Origin of the sequence: Microcoleus sp. FACHB-SPT15 (genome assembly GCF_014849525.1) — a bacterium.
Taxonomy (GTDB): Bacteria; Cyanobacteriota; Cyanobacteriia; order Cyanobacteriales; family Coleofasciculaceae; genus Symplocastrum; species Symplocastrum torsivum.
Genome location: NZ_JACJNU010000053.1, coordinates 60,178 through 76,694, shown reverse-complemented (window position 1 = coordinate 76,694; position 16,517 = coordinate 60,178). Strand labels below are relative to the sequence as shown.

General features: G+C 45.8%; 15 protein-coding genes. 12 read left to right on the top strand and 3 right to left on the bottom strand.

The window, feature by feature from the left end; genetic code table 11:
* Positions 1-21 precede the first annotated feature (21 nt).
* From ssuD to H6F98_RS19370, 11 genes are all read left to right on the top strand, one after another.
* Positions 22-1,179 (top strand): FMNH2-dependent alkanesulfonate monooxygenase, encoded by a 1,158-nt coding sequence (gene ssuD / locus H6F98_RS19415; protein ID WP_192220343.1) that lies wholly within the window; start codon positions 22-24, stop codon positions 1,177-1,179.
* Positions 1,176-1,961 carry an aliphatic sulfonate ABC transporter permease SsuC gene (ssuC, locus tag H6F98_RS19410; protein ID WP_192220342.1) on the top strand — a complete coding sequence of 262 codons (786 nt, stop codon included), beginning with the start codon at positions 1,176-1,178 and terminating at the stop codon, positions 1,959-1,961. Before ssuD ends, ssuC begins: the two co-directional genes overlap by 4 nt.
* 188 nt (positions 1,962-2,149) lie before the next feature.
* Positions 2,150-2,917, top strand: a complete 768-nt coding sequence (locus H6F98_RS19405; protein WP_192220341.1) for an ATP-binding cassette domain-containing protein — start codon at positions 2,150-2,152, stop codon at positions 2,915-2,917.
* 361 nt (positions 2,918-3,278) lie between these two features.
* A complete protein-coding gene (gene sfnG, locus H6F98_RS19400; RefSeq protein WP_192220340.1) occupies positions 3,279-4,373 on the top strand; it encodes a dimethylsulfone monooxygenase SfnG in 1,095 nt (364 codons plus the stop codon).
* A gap of 17 nt (positions 4,374-4,390) precedes the next feature.
* Complete coding sequence (locus H6F98_RS34165; RefSeq protein ID WP_277927599.1) at positions 4,391-4,513, top strand: hypothetical protein; 123 nt, start codon at positions 4,391-4,393, stop codon at positions 4,511-4,513.
* 73 nt (positions 4,514-4,586) lie between these two features.
* Positions 4,587-6,230 carry an NADPH-dependent FMN reductase gene (gene ssuE, locus H6F98_RS19395; RefSeq protein ID WP_192220339.1) on the top strand — a complete coding sequence of 548 codons (1,644 nt, stop codon included), beginning with the start codon at positions 4,587-4,589 and terminating at the stop codon, positions 6,228-6,230.
* Positions 6,231-6,233: 3 nt separating this feature from the next.
* Complete coding sequence (locus H6F98_RS19390; protein WP_192220338.1) at positions 6,234-7,319, top strand: aliphatic sulfonate ABC transporter substrate-binding protein; 1,086 nt, start codon at positions 6,234-6,236, stop codon at positions 7,317-7,319.
* 151 nt (positions 7,320-7,470) lie between these two features.
* The gene (locus tag H6F98_RS19385) at positions 7,471-8,649 is read left to right on the top strand and encodes an acyl-CoA dehydrogenase family protein (protein WP_192220337.1); all 1,179 of its coding nucleotides are present in this window, start codon (positions 7,471-7,473) and stop codon (positions 8,647-8,649) included.
* 58 nt (positions 8,650-8,707) lie between these two features.
* Positions 8,708-10,051 carry an LLM class flavin-dependent oxidoreductase gene (locus tag H6F98_RS19380; protein WP_192220692.1) on the top strand — a complete coding sequence of 448 codons (1,344 nt, stop codon included), beginning with the start codon at positions 8,708-8,710 and terminating at the stop codon, positions 10,049-10,051.
* 671 nt (positions 10,052-10,722) lie between these two features.
* The gene (locus H6F98_RS19375) at positions 10,723-11,343 is read left to right on the top strand and encodes an alpha-ketoglutarate-dependent dioxygenase AlkB (protein ID WP_192220336.1); all 621 of its coding nucleotides are present in this window, start codon (positions 10,723-10,725) and stop codon (positions 11,341-11,343) included.
* Between the two features lie 215 nt (positions 11,344-11,558).
* Complete coding sequence (locus H6F98_RS19370; RefSeq protein ID WP_192220335.1) at positions 11,559-12,311, top strand: YcjF family protein; 753 nt, start codon at positions 11,559-11,561, stop codon at positions 12,309-12,311.
* 324 nt (positions 12,312-12,635) lie between these two features.
* Here H6F98_RS19370 and H6F98_RS19365 read toward each other — a convergent pair whose 3' ends face one another.
* The 3 genes from H6F98_RS19365 to H6F98_RS19355 form a co-directional block, all read right to left on the bottom strand.
* Positions 12,636-13,283, bottom strand: coding sequence for a hypothetical protein (locus H6F98_RS19365; protein WP_192220334.1), 648 nt, complete (start codon positions 13,281-13,283; stop codon positions 12,636-12,638).
* Between the two features lie 222 nt (positions 13,284-13,505).
* A complete protein-coding gene (gene moeB / locus H6F98_RS19360) occupies positions 13,506-14,678 on the bottom strand; it encodes a molybdopterin-synthase adenylyltransferase MoeB (protein WP_192220333.1) in 1,173 nt (390 codons plus the stop codon).
* 88 nt (positions 14,679-14,766) lie between these two features.
* Positions 14,767-15,252 (bottom strand): Mov34/MPN/PAD-1 family protein, encoded by a 486-nt coding sequence (locus tag H6F98_RS19355; RefSeq protein ID WP_192220332.1) that lies wholly within the window; start codon positions 15,250-15,252, stop codon positions 14,767-14,769.
* Between the two features lie 121 nt (positions 15,253-15,373).
* Here H6F98_RS19355 and H6F98_RS19350 point away from each other — a divergent pair, with 121 nt between their 5' ends.
* A complete protein-coding gene (locus tag H6F98_RS19350; RefSeq protein ID WP_192220331.1) occupies positions 15,374-16,516 on the top strand; it encodes a hypothetical protein in 1,143 nt (380 codons plus the stop codon).
* Position 16,517: the final 1 nt, after the last annotated feature.

The following is a 16,517-nucleotide window of genomic DNA, read 5'->3' as shown; positions in this document are numbered from 1 at the left end:
ACTTTATAAGCCCTGACAACAATGCAAATTCTTTGGTTTTTCCCAACGCATGGTGATGGACGTTATCTCGGCACTGCATACGGTGGACGTGCCGTCACCCCTGAATATTTGCGGCAGATTGCCCAAGCTGTAGATAATCTGGGTTACACAGGTGCATTAATACCCACCGGACGCTCTTGTGAAGATGCCTGGATTGCTGCTTCATCATTAATCGCTGTAACCAAGCGGATGAAGTTCCTTGTTGCGATTCGTCCAGGAATTACCTCTCCTGGCGCAGCCGCACGGATGGCATCAACCTTTGACCGGATGTCGAATGGACGCTTGCTAGTGAATGTGGTGACAGGCGGCGATCCAGTTGAACTAGCTGGGGATGGTTTGCATCTGAGTCATGATGAACGCTATGACTTAACGGATGAATTCCTCACCGTTTGGCGAGGCATCATGAGTGGTGAGACGGTTGACCTTGATGGGCAGCATTTGCAAATCAAGGGGGGCAAACTCTTATTTCCGCCTGTCCAAAGTCCCTATCCTGCACTGTGGTTTGGTGGCTCATCAGCAGCAGCAAAGCGAGTTGCGGCTAAGCACATTGATGTTTACCTAACGTGGGGAGAACCACCTGATCAAGTCGCGCAAAAGATTCAAGAGGTTCGCCAACTAGCAGCAGAACAAGGCAGAACAGTCCGTTTTGGGATTCGCCTTCATGTGATTGTGCGGGAAACCGAGAGCGAAGCGTGGGATGCGGCGAATCAGTTAATTAAGTATGTCGATGAAGAAGCGATCGCAACCGCTCAACAAGCCTTTGCTCGTGCTGACTCCGAAGGACAACGGCGGATGAGTCAACTCCATGGTGGTAGCCGAGAAGCCCTAGAAATCAGCCCCAACCTTTGGGCAGGTGTTGGCTTAGTCCGAGGTGGTGCAGGTACAGCCCTAGTTGGTGATCCAGATACCGTTGCTCAACGAATGCTGGAATATACAGAACTGGGAATTGAAACCTTCATCTTCTCTGGATATCCCCACCTAGAAGAAGCGTATCGAGTCGCTGAATTATTATTCCCTCGTCTACCGTTAGAGAACCAACCCGCTCCCCTCCAAACTCATATCATGAGTCCCTTTGGTGAAATTGTCGCCAACGAGAACTTTCCAAAACAACGACAAGTTACTCCAGCGAGTGCGTCATGAACAATAAATGGCTAAAAAATAAGCGTGTTCAGCAGTTAATTCCTTGGGCTGTGCCCGTCTTGCTAATTGTTCTCTGGCAGTTTTTTGTGCAAGTAGGTTGGCTCTCTACCAGAGTTTTGCCTGCTCCAACAGGCGTTGTACAAGCGGGTATCCAACTTGCTAAGAGTGGAGAACTCTTCCGACACATTGGTGTGAGTACTTGGCGTGCCTTCCTCGGTTTCGCGATAGGTGGCGGTATTGGTTTAGTCTTGGGATTGCTCAATGGCATATTTCCCATCTCTGAAAAGCTTTTGGATACATCCATTCAGATGATTCGGAATGTTCCCCATTTAGCTTTAATTCCCTTGGTAATCTTGTGGTTTGGCATTGGGGAAGAATCGAAGCTATTTCTAGTTGCTCTGGGCGTAATGTTTCCTATCTATTTGAATACCTATCATGGGATTCGCACTGTCGAGCCAGGATTAATTGAGATGGGCAAAGTCTATGGGCTGAAACCAGCGGCTCTCTTCTGGCAAATCATTCTTCCTGGAGCATTGCCTTCAATTCTCGTGGGTGTGCGTTATGCCTTGGGAATTATGTGGTTGACGCTAATTGTTGCTGAGACAATTGCCGCTGATTCTGGCATCGGTTATATGGCAATGAATGCTCGTGAGTTTATGCAAACCGATGTCGTGGTATTAAGCATTCTGATATATGCCTTGTTGGGAAAATTAGCAGATACTGCTGCTAGGATTTTGGAAGAGAAATGGCTAGCTTGGCATCCTAACTATCAGCTAGCTTAAAGAATTTGGAATTAGCTTTTAGCCCTGTTCCTGTCCAACAGTTAATCAGACAGTTTTTTTGAATTTGGTTTACTGGAAGAACAGCGGAGCAGCTTTAACATCGAGCAAGCTGGTGAATTTCACGAATAAACCAAGGTTTTGTCGCTAAGAATTAACCGCTTAATGCAATAAAAAAGGAGATTTCAAACGTGAAGCTATCTGAGCAAGGGACACACCTAAAAATTGTAGATTTGACCAAGACTTTTGGCAGTATTACTGTTTTAAAGTCAGTGAATTTAGAGGTTGCACCTGGAGAATTTATCGCGATTGTTGGTAGGAGTGGTTGCGGTAAGAGTACGCTTCTACGTCTTGTCGCTGGCTTGGAGACATCCAGCCAAGGGGGAGTGTTACTGGATGGAGAGCCACTGCGTAAGCTCAGCCGAGCAGTTCGAGTGATGTTTCAGGATGCGCGTCTACTGCAATGGAAGCGAGTACTAGAAAATGTGGGACTAGGCTTGCAAAATAACTGGCGCGAGAGAGCAGAGTGGGCACTTGAGCAAGTTGGACTCAAAGAACGGGCGGGAGATTGGCCGGCAGTACTTTCTGGTGGGCAACGGCAGCGGGTTGCCCTAGCAAGAGCTTTGGTAAGTCAGCCGCGTTTACTTCTACTAGATGAGCCTTTGGGGGCATTGGACGCTCTCACTCGCATTGAGATGCAACGGTTGATTGAGCAGTTATGGCAGGAGCAACAGTTTACGTCGCTTTTGGTAACGCATGACGTGGAAGAAGCCGTGGCATTGGCTGATCGAGTGTTGCTAATCGAGGCGGGGCAAATTGCTCTGGATGTCCGTGTGACACTGCCACGCCCGCGAGCAAGGGGCAGTGCCCAGTTTGGTCAAATCAAAGAAATGGTACTTGAGCGAGTCATGAATCGCCAAGGTACTAATACAAGTAAAGTAGTGCAACTGAGCCGTTAAACATTCAGCTTGCGGAGAAAAAAACTTTTGCCACCATTTACTGGGGGTGGTTTCTTAATGTCTTAAAAAGACTATCCAATAACTGAATAATTTAACGAAAATCTGCTTGCTATTCACAATTTACTGTGATATTCCTACTTAAAGTAAAAATACGATATTCCGATTCAATTACCGTAGATTAAGCTCTGAGTTTTAGCTGGAATTACAGGAGTTGTTTGTCTTAGGCAAGCTAAAAAACCTTTCCACGCAGCCTAAGCAAAAGATATTTTTCGTGTCGAAAGCAACGGTTCATTTGTGTGAAATGCGGCTCAGCTACGCAGCTAAAGTTTTGCCTAATTAGCCTTTTAGTAGTGGTCACATCATGAATATTCGTTTTGCCTATTGGATTCCCAATGTCAGTGGTGGGTTAGTCGTCAGCAAAATTCCTCAACATACTGACTGGACTTTTGAATACAATGCCAAACTCGCTCAGACAGCTGAGGAAGTAGGTTTTGACTACGCTCTAGCACAAGCCCGATTCATTGCTAGCTATGGGGCTGAGTATCAGCTAGAAGCACTAACTACAGTCGCGGCTTTAGCTCCAGTTACCAAGCGCCTCAAGCTAATTGCGGCGGTGCATCCTGGTTTATGGCATCCAGGTGTCGTCGCTAAGATGGGTGCAACAATTGATGCACTCTCTGGTGGTCGCTTTTGCCTGAATGTAGTTAGCGGCTGGTTTAAGGATGAGTTCATCATCTATGGAGAACCTTGGTTAGATCACGATGAGCGTTACCGTCGCTCGGAAGAATTTATCCAAGTCCTCAAAGGGATGTGGACAGAGGATGAATTCAACTTCCGGGGCGACTTCTACCGGATTAACGGAGGGTGGGTCAAACCCAAACCTTTATCAACTCCACATCCAGAAGTTTTCCAAGGGGGCAACTCCAAAGCGGCTCGGCGCATGGCATCCCGTGTTTCTGACTGGTATTTTATGAACGGCAACACGGTTGAAGGTGTGCGAGAGCAGATTCAGGAAGTGTCTGCTTTAGCCCGTGAAGAGGGACGAACCGTGAAGTTTGGGTTAAATGCCTTTGCGTTGGTACGAGATACCGAAGCCGAAGCTCATGCGGTGTTGGAGGACATTATCGCTCAAGCGGATGTGGAAGCTGTTCACGGTTTTGGGGAAGCGGTGAAGAATGCGGGCGCTTCTAGTCGTGAGAAGCAGGGAATGTGGGCAAATTCTAACTTTTCTGACTTGGTGCAGTACAACGATGGTTTCAAAACTGGATTAATTGGTACGGCTGAGCAAGTGGCAGAGAAAATTCAGGAGTATTACGAAGTTGGAGTTGATCTAATTCTCTGCGGTTTCTTGCACTATACCGATGACCTTCCCGCGTTTGGTCGGAATGTAATTCCTCTGGTACGAGAACTAGAGGCAAGTCGGCGTACAAATCCAGAAGTGTTGGTGACAGTTTGAGTGAAAGGAGACGCGGAATGCACGGACTCATACGCTGCACGACCCAGCTCGATGGAAGTATTACGCCGTTGGAAATTACCATCTCAATGGTGTCAATCCACCGCGCCATCCTTGGTTATAAGAAACTCACGAGATTGTAGAGATAACGTTGAATTCTATCTCTACAAATTCTCAAATTGCTAAAGTTAATATAAGCAAATACAGGAGGAGCAAATGGCTAATCATGCTTTGCTCAAATGTGGTAAAAACATTTCGACATTTTCAGGATTGGCTACTAATTTAAATACAATTTTGAGGCTGTGTCAGCAGCGTGTAGTCAAGGGGTTTTCGCTCCTGTTTGCTGTGGGACTAGGGTTGAGCCTGATGGTAGCGGCTTGTAGCGCCCCTACGTCCGTCGCTCCCAATAGCACACCTACAGCTAGCCAGAATCGCGTCGTGCGAATTGGGCATCAAAAATTTGATCCCTTTACGCTTGTGAAGGCCAGAGGTGGGTTAGAGGAACGATTAAAGCCTTTGGGTGTGTCTGTTGAGTGGACAGAGTTTCAGTCAGGACCACCACTACTAGAAGCGCTCAACGCGAGTAGCATTGACATTGGGCGTACTGGGGATGCGCCTCCAGTTGTTGCCCAAGCCGCTGACGCACCTTTGGTTTATGTCGGTGGTGGTGCTGCCAAACCCCAAAGTTCAGGCGTTGTTGTACCAGCTAACTCCTCAATCAAAACCTTAGCTGATTTGCGGGGTAAGAAAGTTGCCTTTACTAAAGGTTCAAGCGCCAATTATCTAGTTGTAAAGGCGATTGAATCAGGAGGACTGAAGTTTAGTGATATTAAACCGGCTTACCTTTCACCTGCTGATGCAAGGTCAGCATTTGAACAAGGCAACGTAGACGCTTGGGTGATTTGGGACCCGTTTTTTGCTGCTGTCCAGAAACAGAAAGATGTTCGTGTTTTGGCAAATGGTCAAGGATTAGCGGCTAACCGAGATTTTTACTTGGGTTCTCGTTCTTTTGCGGAAAAAAATGCCGACATCATCAAGGCAGTTCAAGAAGAAACCCAGGTGGTAGCCCAATGGGCAGATGCTAACCCTACAGAGGTTGTCAAGATTCTTTCACCGCTTTTAGGGGTTGAACCTGCCATCTTGGATGTCGTGACGAAGCGGCGAGGTTACGAATTTGAAACCATGAGCGACGAAATGGTTGCTGAACAGCAAGAAATTGCGGATACCTTTTTCAAGCTAAAACTCATTCCCAAGCCAGTCGAGGATGATTACATGACTATTATTATTGCGATCGCAGGCAGCCCATCTCATCCTTCCCGCTCAGCAGCAGTGCTGGAATACGCGAAAACGGTTCTTGCCTCAGAAGGATTACCTATTGACTTAATTACAGTTCGCGATTTGCCTGCCGAGGACTTATTGTTTGCCAATTTTGATAGTGTGGGAATCCGGAAGGCGCAAGCTTTAGTTGAAAAAGCGGATGGAGTGATTATCGCGACACCCGTTTACAAAGCTTCCTACACGGGTGTATTGAAGTCGTTCTTAGACTTGCTACCTCCCGGTGCCTTCTCCGGTAAAGTCATTCTCCCGATCGCAACTGGCGGAACCTTGGCACATCTTTTAGCAATTGATTACGCTCTCAAGCCTGTAATCGCAACACTTGGAGCGAGGTATGTCTTGGGTGGCGTGTATCTGTTGGATACGCAAATCCAAGCTAATCCTGATGGCAGCGTACACCTGGAAGCCGAGATCGAGCAAAGACTCAAAGCATCACTGTATGACTTTGTCGATGGGATACAGCAGGTCAAAAATCATCAGTTTGCTCAATCTAAAAAAGAACCGGCGTTAGCACCTTTGGAGTAGGCAATGTTGAGTCAGTTCAAGCATCTCGTGATTAAACACCAAAAGCCCCGTTCGACACCTAACGTTGTCTTGCTGTTCGCGACGACGCTTTGCTTAGGTTTGGCAACCTCTGCTTGCGCTCCGAATAACTCTAGCCGTTCTACTACTCCAGCAGTCAGTAACCACAATGAAAGCCCACAAGCAACCCAAGCTTCTAGCGCTGACAAGCAAAATGTCGTGCGGATTGGCTATGTCAGGTGGGGGTTGCTGCCACTGATTAGACAGCGCGGAACACTAGAGCGTGAACTAGCTGCCAAGAACATTAAAGTTGAATGGGTGGGACCATTCCCGAATTTTGCTCCCGTGTTGGAGGCAATCAACGCTGGTAGTGTTGACCTTGCTGCTGGTGGGGATATCCCTGCGATATCAGGGTTAGCTGGTGGGGTTCCGGTGTGTCTGCTTGCCTATCGACCTGCTGTTCCCCAGGCAGAAGCACTTTTAGTACGAGCTGACTCTCCGATTAAAGCCCCCACCGATTTGGTAGGTAAGACAGTTGCCGTTAACCGAGGGGGTTGGGGCGAACATTTGCTGCTAAAAGTGCTGGAGAAGGAAAACGTTCCCAAGGAGCAGGTAAAGCGTGCGTATATGTCACCAACGGATGCAATGCCTGCTCTCATGCAAGGTCATGTCGATGCTTGGGCGATGTGGGACCCTGGTTTAGCGATCGCAGAAGTCGATCATCCTACCCGTCGAATTGCGAGTGGCGAAGCCGCTCCCCACTACGGAGTGTATGTCGTCCACCGCCAAGCTTTATCTGAAAAAGCTACTACCATTAGTGCTGCCTTAGATGTAATTAAGCAAGAGGGTGAGTGGGTAACGACCAAACCAGACGAAGCCACTGGAGTTTTGGAGAAAGCTTTAAGTGTTTCACCCAAAGCCGCCAAACAAGCCTTTGAGCGTAAACCCGTTGAGAAGGTACTTCCCCTAGAACCTCTTGTTTTGACTGATATTCAGAATTCTGCCGACTGGATGCTAGAGCAAAAGGCAATTCCAAAACGAGTCGATATTGCAACCTCTGTTTGTCCAAGCATTACAGCACTCAACAAGTAATACCATAAGGTTTAATGTTTGACACTTATTGGTGAGGAGAGGTTGTAGGTTGTAGGGAAAGTCAATTCATCACCTACCACCTAACACCTGACTCTTTAGAGAGAAGTTATAGGTTGTAAAGAAAGGATTAATTGTTATCAGGTCTTGCCCCATGCAACTAGTTATCAAAGAATCGACGGACTATAAGGCGATCGCCACTGCCTTAGCTAATGAATTTGCTGAAACTGCTGTTGAGCGTGATGCCAAAGGAGGCACTCCGCAATATGAACGCGACAAATTACGGGAAAGCGGCTTACTCCACCTAATTATTCCAAAAGAATTTGGAGGAATTGGAGAAAGCTGGACTACTACCTTAAAAATTGTTCGGGACTTTGCTAAGGTAGACAGCTCAATTGCCCATGTTTTCTCTTACCATCATCTAGGCGTTGTTGCCCCTCATGTATTTGGCAATTCCGAACAGAAAGAACGCTATTACACTCAAACTGTAAAGAATAACTGGTTTTGGTGTAATGCCTTGAATCCACTTGACCGAAGAGTGATTCTTACCCCAGATGGAAACAAGTTTCGTCTCAACGGCACCAAAAGCTTTTGCTCTGGCTCTATAGACTCTGATGTGCTGCCTGTAACGGCTGTACAAGAAGGAGTTTCTGGACTAACAGTTGTTGTGGTTCCAACTCAGCGAGAGGGTGTGGTTGTTAATGATGACTGGGACAACATGGGGCAACGACAAACGGATAGTGGTAGTGTCACGTTCAATAATGTGCTGATTGAAAAAGATGAGATTCTTTTGCCCAGTTCCGATGGCAATACCTTCAAAACAATCCGTTCCTGTTTGACACAAATAACTTTTACGAATATCTATCTCGGTGTTGCTCAAGGTGCCTTTGAAGCGGCGAAAGAGTACACCAGAACCCAAACAAGACCTTGGCTTACCTCTGGGGTAGATAGTGCGACCCAAGACCCGTATATTCTCCAGCATTATGGAGATATGTGGGTTAACTTACAGGGAGCAACTGCCTTAGCAGATCAGGCTGGAGAGTTGTTGCAAGCGGCATGGGAAAAGGACTTGTCACTGACAGCAGAACAACGAGGGGAATGTGCGATCGCGATCGCAACGGCTAAAGTCGCTGCAACCAGAGTCGGATTAGACATCGCCAACCGGATGTTTGAGGTAATGGGAAGTCGAGCGACAGCCTCTAAATACGGGTTTGACCGCTATTGGCGCAATCTCCGCACCTTCACACTTCATGACCCCGTAGATTACAAAGTCCGCGCTGTGGGCAATTGGGCGCTTAATAATCAGCTTCCTATACCTGACTTTTACTCGTAACGGGTCATACGTCATTGGTCATTAATTGATGAACAACTGACTAATGACAAAAAACAAAATGAGACAGATACATTTATCGGCTTTTTTAATTGCTGGACACGTTGCCCACAGCCATGCTCTTTGGCGGCATCCCCAAACTGAATTGGGTTTTTTTCAACCCGAAATTTATCAAAATACCGCTCAAATTCTGGAACAGGGGAAATTTGACTTGGTTTTCTTCGCTGACCGCTTAGCAATGGGTGATGGTTATGGTCAGAACTTGGAAGTCGGATTGCACTACGGCGACCAAGATGCGGCTCGGTTAGACCCGGTTCCGGTTCTGGCGATGATGGCAGCGAGTACGCAGTACATCGGTTTGGGGGCAACTCGCTCGACAACTTACTACCACCCTTACCAAGTCGCACGAACATTTGCCAGCTTAGACCATCTCACTCGTGGTCGTGTGGCTTGGAACGTTGTAACTTCTGTTAATAACGGCGAGGCGCAAAACTTCGGGTTGGAGGAACACTTGGAGCATGACCAGCGTTATAACCGGGCTGACGAATTCATGGAGGTTACCTTCAAACTTTGGGATAGCTGGCAGGAAGGCGCAATCTTACTAGACCGAGACAATGGGATTTTTGCTGACCCGTCTAAGGTGAACTACATTCACCACCAAGGGGAATGGTTCAAATCTCGCGGTCCATTGAATATTCCTCGTAGTCCCCAAGGACATCCCGTGATTATCCAAGCGGGTTCTTCTGGACGTGGGAAAGAATTTGCCGCTCGTTGGGCAGAAGTGGTTTTTACAATTCAACCCAATATTGCTCGTGCCAAAGACGCTTATATCGAGTTAAAGTCCCGGATGGCGGAGTACGGACGCGCCCCAGAGGACTGCAAAATTCTAACAGCAGTGATGCCATTTGTTGGGGAAACAGAAGCGATCGCACTAACCCAGCAATCCTTACACAACGAGTTAGTTCATCCCCTGGTTGGTCTATCAACCTTGTCTAACCATACAAACTATGACTTTTCTCAACACGCATTAGATGAACCTGTTGAAAAGTTAGAAATTCCAGGAATGCGAGGAATGTTCGACTTGGTTTTAAAGCTGAGCCAAGAAGAAGGTTTAACCTTAGGAGATATTGGCAAACTGTATGGGGCAAGTGTGCTAGTCCCACAGCTAGTAGGCACTCCTACACAAGTCGCTGATCAGTTAGAAATGATGTTTCAGGCTCAAGCCTGTGATGGTTTTGTCATTTCACCTGCCTATCTACCTGGGGCATTTGAAGAGTTTGTAAAATTCGTTGTCCCAGAACTCCAACGCAGAGGGATATTCAGAACAGAATACACAGGCAAGACGCTACGAGAACATTTTGGGCTGAAGTATCCGGAGAACACTTTTGCTAAGCTGTCCCGATAACTTATCAGCCCAGAAACTTCCTCGTTAACATCACAGCAAGTCACTATTCGGAATCGACAAGGTTCTGCTCCTCGCTCATTGGCAAATAACTTTTCTAGGATTGAGGTTCCGGGATTTTTCTGATCTCGCTCACATAGCTTTGCTACTGACCGGAGTTGATTGAGTTTACTGCTCTTGACTTGAACCCAGAGTGACAGAAGAGCGATATTTAAAATGTACAGTACGCCATTCAATGGCATTAACGGAGGAAGCGATTAACTGTTTTGATTACTATCCTCTCAACCCAAAAATCCAGCCAAGCTAGTACAAAAAAGCAGAAGGCAGAAGGAACAAAGGCTTATACTTTCTACTTTTTGCTCCGTTGTTAACTGGTTACTTATTTCTGCCGCGCTGCACTAGCTTAAAACTAAAGTTAATCAGGGTGTTCAATAATTAGTGTTTTGCTTTGAGCTAACGCTTGAAGGTAATATTATAGTGTTCCGTCTTGGAGCATCTTCATCAGAACATATCGTGCAACGGTTTCTCTACCGGGACAAGAACTGAATTGAGCTGATGAGCAGGTGACAGGATGGTTAGCATAGACAGGATCGAGATAAGATACTGTTTGATGCTGAATCTACCTAAGCCCAGTTTCCAAGCTCGACTTTTTCCGGAAGGCATACTGAGGAACAATGTTATCTCCAAACAAGAGTAAGTTAGATTTAACAACGACGCTTGAAGCGGATTCGATAGAGATTTCAGGACTGACATACGTTCCTGAATACATCACTTTTGAGGAACAAAATCAATTAATTCATGCTATAGACCAACAGGAATGGTCAATGAAGTTGAAACGACGGGTTCAACATTATGGCTATAGATATGATTATAAGAATGGCTCACTAGCTTCTGCAAATTATTTAGGAGCTTTGCCAGATTGGGCAGAACATATTGCAAATAGGCTGTTTAATGATAAGTTAACAGAAAAAGCTTTTGATCAATTAATTGTTAACGAATATCAACCCGGACAAGGCATTATTAGCCATGTTGACTGTGTCCCCTGCTTTGGGAATACGATTATTTCCTTAAGCTTAGGAAGTCCCTGCTTGATGGATTTCACGCATTCTCAAACTCACCAAAAGGTATCTCTGTTGTTGTCCGCAGGTAGTTTAGTCGTAATGCATAGGGAAGCTAGATACCTTTGGCAGCATGGCATTGCTCCACGAAAGAAAGATAACTATAAGGGGACAGAAATTACTAGAACAAGAAGAATATCTATGACCTTTCGAGAGGTTTTATTCCCTTATAAGTAAGTTCCTGTTAGAAGTCAAAGTGGCTATCTCCTGAGTAGAGACAGTAAATCAATTCTATAAAGCGAACTACGCAAAATTGTGCGATCGCCTTTTGCTCCAAACCGATAAAACGTCCAGACTATCGAATTACTGTCAGAGGATAGAGGTAACTTAGACTTTACCTTTGTAGAGTGAAGGTAAGTTATTCACTAAAGTTATAGAAGCCAACAGAAACCATGCCAGTACAAGATAGAGAGCGTTTAGATACTGACCAAATGAGTGAAGCGATCGCAACAGCAACTCTTCTTGCAGCTTCTACAGCTAAGCTAGCTTCTGAAGCAGTACGGTTGGCGGCTGACAACATTACAACGACTACCAACGTTGTAGGAGAAGCAGTTGCACCTGTGGCTCAGCAATTAGTGGAACAGGGGACACAAACGGTTGGAAAATTCGTCACTCCTATTGCTGAAAATCCCCTGGTAAAATATGCGGCTAAGCTTCCAGGGATTAACTGGCTAATGGCAGCACTTGGTCAAGTTGATGTAGAGCAGGTGTCCAAAGACGTCGAGAAGCTGCGACAGGAGTACCCTTTAGAAACCCCTGAGCAACTGGCTCACCGAATTATTGTCGATACCTCATTAAAAGCCGGGGGAATTGGCTTACTCACTAACTTCATACCGCCTCTAGCGCTAACACTGTTTGCCGTTGATTTGGCTGCCGTTTCAGCACTACAGGCAGAAATGATTTATCGCATTGCGGCAGCATACGGATTTTCGCTTAAAGATCCAGCAAGACGAGGCGAAGTCTTGGCAATCTTCGGTTTATCTGTCGGAGGTTCTGGAGCAGTAAAGGTTGGGCTAGGTTTAGTGGAACTCCTCCCCGGCGTGGGTGCTGTAGTTGGAGCATCAAGTAACGTAGCTTTGCTTTACTCACTAGGATACGTTGCTTGTCGATTCTATGAGACAAAGCGAAATTCGACTGTTGTGTAGATTAGACTTCTACTCAAAGTTGATAGAACCCTTGATTTTCGGTTAGTCCGCCCTCACTAAAGCTCCGGCGGCAGACTTGGTTTGTATAGCCCCAGAATTCCATTCTGAGGGCTTGGTGCAAGATGTCAGATAAGTAAGAAACCTTTAATAAGGGCTGTAAAACCTCCCGGAAATATTTCTGGGAGGTTTGAGATTTTTGAGAGGTTAGGTGTGATTGCCTGTAGCCTGCTGAGTACGCTAGCGAAGTATGCCGTTAGGCTTATTGCTCATTCATTCCCTCCCAACTTCTCCAGGGGTGGGAGAAGAACCAGGAATGCCAGTTCGTCACGGATTCAGGGGATTAATGGGAACATTTGGCTGAATGGGTACTATGGGTGCAGGAACTAAACTTGGAATAATGTTTGGTGGTGTTGGATTGGCGGGTGGTGGCGGCACAAGAGTGGGAAATAATTCGCGAGGAAAATCATCAGCAGCAATACAAGTATCTAGCGCTCCGGGAGTAGAAGCGTCTACTGCACGGCTTAAACCAATCACACACTCAGAAAAGCGCACAGGAAGAAGGCTACGGCGGCAGTAATCTAGAACCCGAATTACCTCTGCACCTTCGGTACGAGTGTTGATATCAACCATACAGCTTGCTAGCTCTAGTGGGCGTCGGACTCGTGTGCAAGCGGCTAATGCTTCGTCAGAAATTGTCGGTGTCTGGTAGCTGATTCTAAGGACGCACCCAGATAAATCCTTCGGGGCAAGTGCTTGTGAACACGCTACTGATGCTCGTTCTGGGGAGACATCTGCACGTAGGAGTTCGCTAGCACAGACTTGAAATTCAGTTAACGCAAGTGCAGGACGATTGGGAATCGCTAAAGCCAACAAGCTTGCGATCGCAAGTTGACTTGCACAGAATCTGACTAATCGTGGAAGAGTGCGACTTTTCATGCCTGGAGTAACGTTGAGGCAACTTTGCCTACTCATGATGGTTTTACACAAAGATGTTATAGGCTATGCTACTCGGTTGCGGACATTTGCGGGTAATGAGGGCTGGGGATTAGATAACTCGATTAGGACTTACGCACTTCAATTATGTAGGGCTTGGCAATGCCAAGCCCCGACAATAGAATCAGGCTTTTACCAATTAACTGCGTCACTCCTGTCTATAATCACCTAATCCCAATCTTCCATCAAAAACTAACCCCCTTAATACTCAGGCACAGAGGGGTCAATTTCCCGGCTCCAGGCAGTAATTCCGCCTTTGACATTAATTCCCTTAATACCAGACTCTTTCAAAATTCCCAACGCCTTCGCTGAGCGACCTCCCATCTTGCAATGAGCTACCAACTTATGACCATTGAGCAGTTCCTTCACTTTTTCCACACCTATACCGTTTTCAATTTCCGGTAGTGGTACGAGAACTGAGCCAGGAATCTTCGCAATCTCATACTCATTAGGATTGCGGACATCTAGCAGGACAAAATCATCAGCACCACTTTCGAGTAGTTCTTTGAGTTCCTGCACAGTCATTTCTTGCATTTCCATTTGCTGCTTCGCTTCCTCTGCTTTCGCTTGAGTGATGCCACAGAAAAACTCGTAATCAATGAGCTTCTCAATGACTGGACGCTCTGGATTGGGTCGCAGTTTTAGTTCCCGGAATTTCATATTCAGGGCATCATAAAGCAGCAAGCGTCCGCTAAGGGTTGTACCTTGACCCAGAACAATTTTGACAGTTTCCGTTGCTTGGATCACACCAATAATTCCTGGCAAAATGCCGAGAACACCACCTTCTGCACAGGAGGGAACCATTCCTGGTGGTGGTGGTTCCGGGTAGAGGTCGCGGTAATTTGGACCACCTTCATAGTTAAATACGGTGGCTTGACCTTCAAACCGAAAAATCGAGCCATAAACATTCGGTTTGTTGAGCAGCACACAGGCATCGTTGACTAAGTAGCGGGTGGGGAAGTTATCCGTACCATCCACCACAATGTCATAAGGCTCAAGAATATCTAGAGCGTTTTCTGAGGTAAGACGAGTTTCGTAAAGGTCAACCTGGCAATAGGGGTTGATTTCGAGAATCCGGTCTTTGGCAGACTGAATTTTTGGTTTCCCTACCCAAGAGGTTCCGTGAATGACTTGGCGTTGCAGATTCGAGCTATCAACGACATCAAAATCAACAAGTCCTAGTCGTCCAATCCCCGCAGCGGCAAGGTACAAGAGTAGGGGCGAACCGAGTCCACCGCTACCGATGCAGAGAACGCTGGCGGCTTTGAGGCGTTTTTGCCCTTCTAGTCCGACTTCAGGCAAGATTAAGTGTCGAGAGTAGCGTTCGTATTCTTCTTTTTGGAGCTGGATTTCATCCAGATTTGGGTTGAGCATTTCACTCGCTAGTAGAGCTAGAGACAAGACATATATCTTATCTAAATGCTTCTTGTCTTTTTATTTTGATAGTTTTTAATATAAGTTTTCAATCGGCTGAGGACGAAGCTGTAAAAATTTCTTCCGGTTGGAACTGATGCTCATCATCCAAACTCCAGCTTTTGAGGTCGATCGCTTTTCCTTCTTGGACACTGACAATAATGTACGAGTATTGCTGCCATGCGATCGCACGGTCAAATTCGGAAGGGATGGCTGGATGGTCAGGGTGAGAGTGGTAGATTCCAATGATATTGAGGTTGCGATCGCGTGCGTCTTTCTGTGCCTTGAGCATCACTGTCGGTGCAATGCTGAAGCGACGACGTTTGCTAGACTCAAGCTGAACTGAACCCTCAATCGCTTGAAACGTAGCGGCTTGGGCATCCCAACTATTCTCTGTCGGCAAGACATCCACTAAGATTTTGGTATCACCTCTAAGCTCACCCAATAGTAAGCCACAGCACTCTTCAGGATAAGTACGTTCTGCATGGGCTTGAATTACCTGGAGATGATAGGAGAGAAGTTTTAATGTCGCCACACTTTTCCTTAATGAGTAAGTTCGCCCGTGTTCACTACGACATCCGGATTTGAAGATATGGTTATTGTATTTCAAGACCAGCGTGATTAGTGCGATCGCTCTCACTTAGGACGTTTATATCATGACTAAAACACTTGACCCAACTCAAAACAACGCAGACTTTCTTCACTTCTTTCAGCAATATGCAACTGAATGCTTACTTAACCAAGACCATGAAGTGAGTGAAGCCTTAAGGCGTAGGCAGATTACTCATAACACGTTTCGACGACTAGAAGAAACTTATAAAATTTCTTTCAATCTAGACTCTAGCCTTTCTTTAAAGTCAATCAAAAAGCAAGTTATCAAACAAATAGAAGCAGCAGCTTATTTCATTCGAGATTTTCAAATTAGTATTTTAGGTCAACACACTAGTATTTTTCATTTGTATGAGATTGAAATTCAAATTGCTCATAATCTTAGATATGCATTTAAATTTGACTCAGGAAAACTTTTTATTCAGCTTCCTTATTGGCAGGTAAATTTTCTTGATTGCCACATTTCATATCAGCAGATGAAAAACCGTTGGAACCGAGGGGAGCATCTTCAACAAACGTCTCCGGTTCGTGAGGCTTGGTGGTTATTCAATCCAATTGGGGAATTTCGGTCTAATCTCAGAACTACACTTTTACTCGCTGTCCAAAAGCAAATCTTGGGAATTGATAACCTCTTTGTCAACTTTGGACTTGCACAAGCGAGTAATAACTCAAATCTGCCGTCAAAGGACGAACCTAAAGAAACTCAGAGTTTTAAGGATAAAGCAATTGCTTTTCTCAGTGCGAGTGTCAATGAGGAGAAACTTGGCATTAGCCTAGAGATGGCACTAAAGAATCAAGATGAAAAAAGTTTAGTTCAGTTGCTTGGGTTATTCAAAAAAAACTTAGCTGACCCTGGTCAAATTGAAGAACTGATTGACACCGGAGTATTTAGCCTGCAAGAGATAATTCACGAAGAACAATCTCAAGTGGATATCAAGATGTTTGGGTTTGTTAATGTCGGCAATTACCACCGTATTGATGTTGCCCTCAATCTGAGTTCAGGGTACTTAAAAAAATATGTTGAGTTTGTGCCTCGAAAAGCCAAGATGAAAGCCCTTCAAGTGGGGTTTGTGAATGTCTACACCATTGATGACATTACTGTGAAACCAAACTTTCATGGAGCAATGAAACTCAATTTTGAAGCGGCTGCTCTAGAGCGATCGCTTCGGGAATTACAGTTAGTCAAGTAAA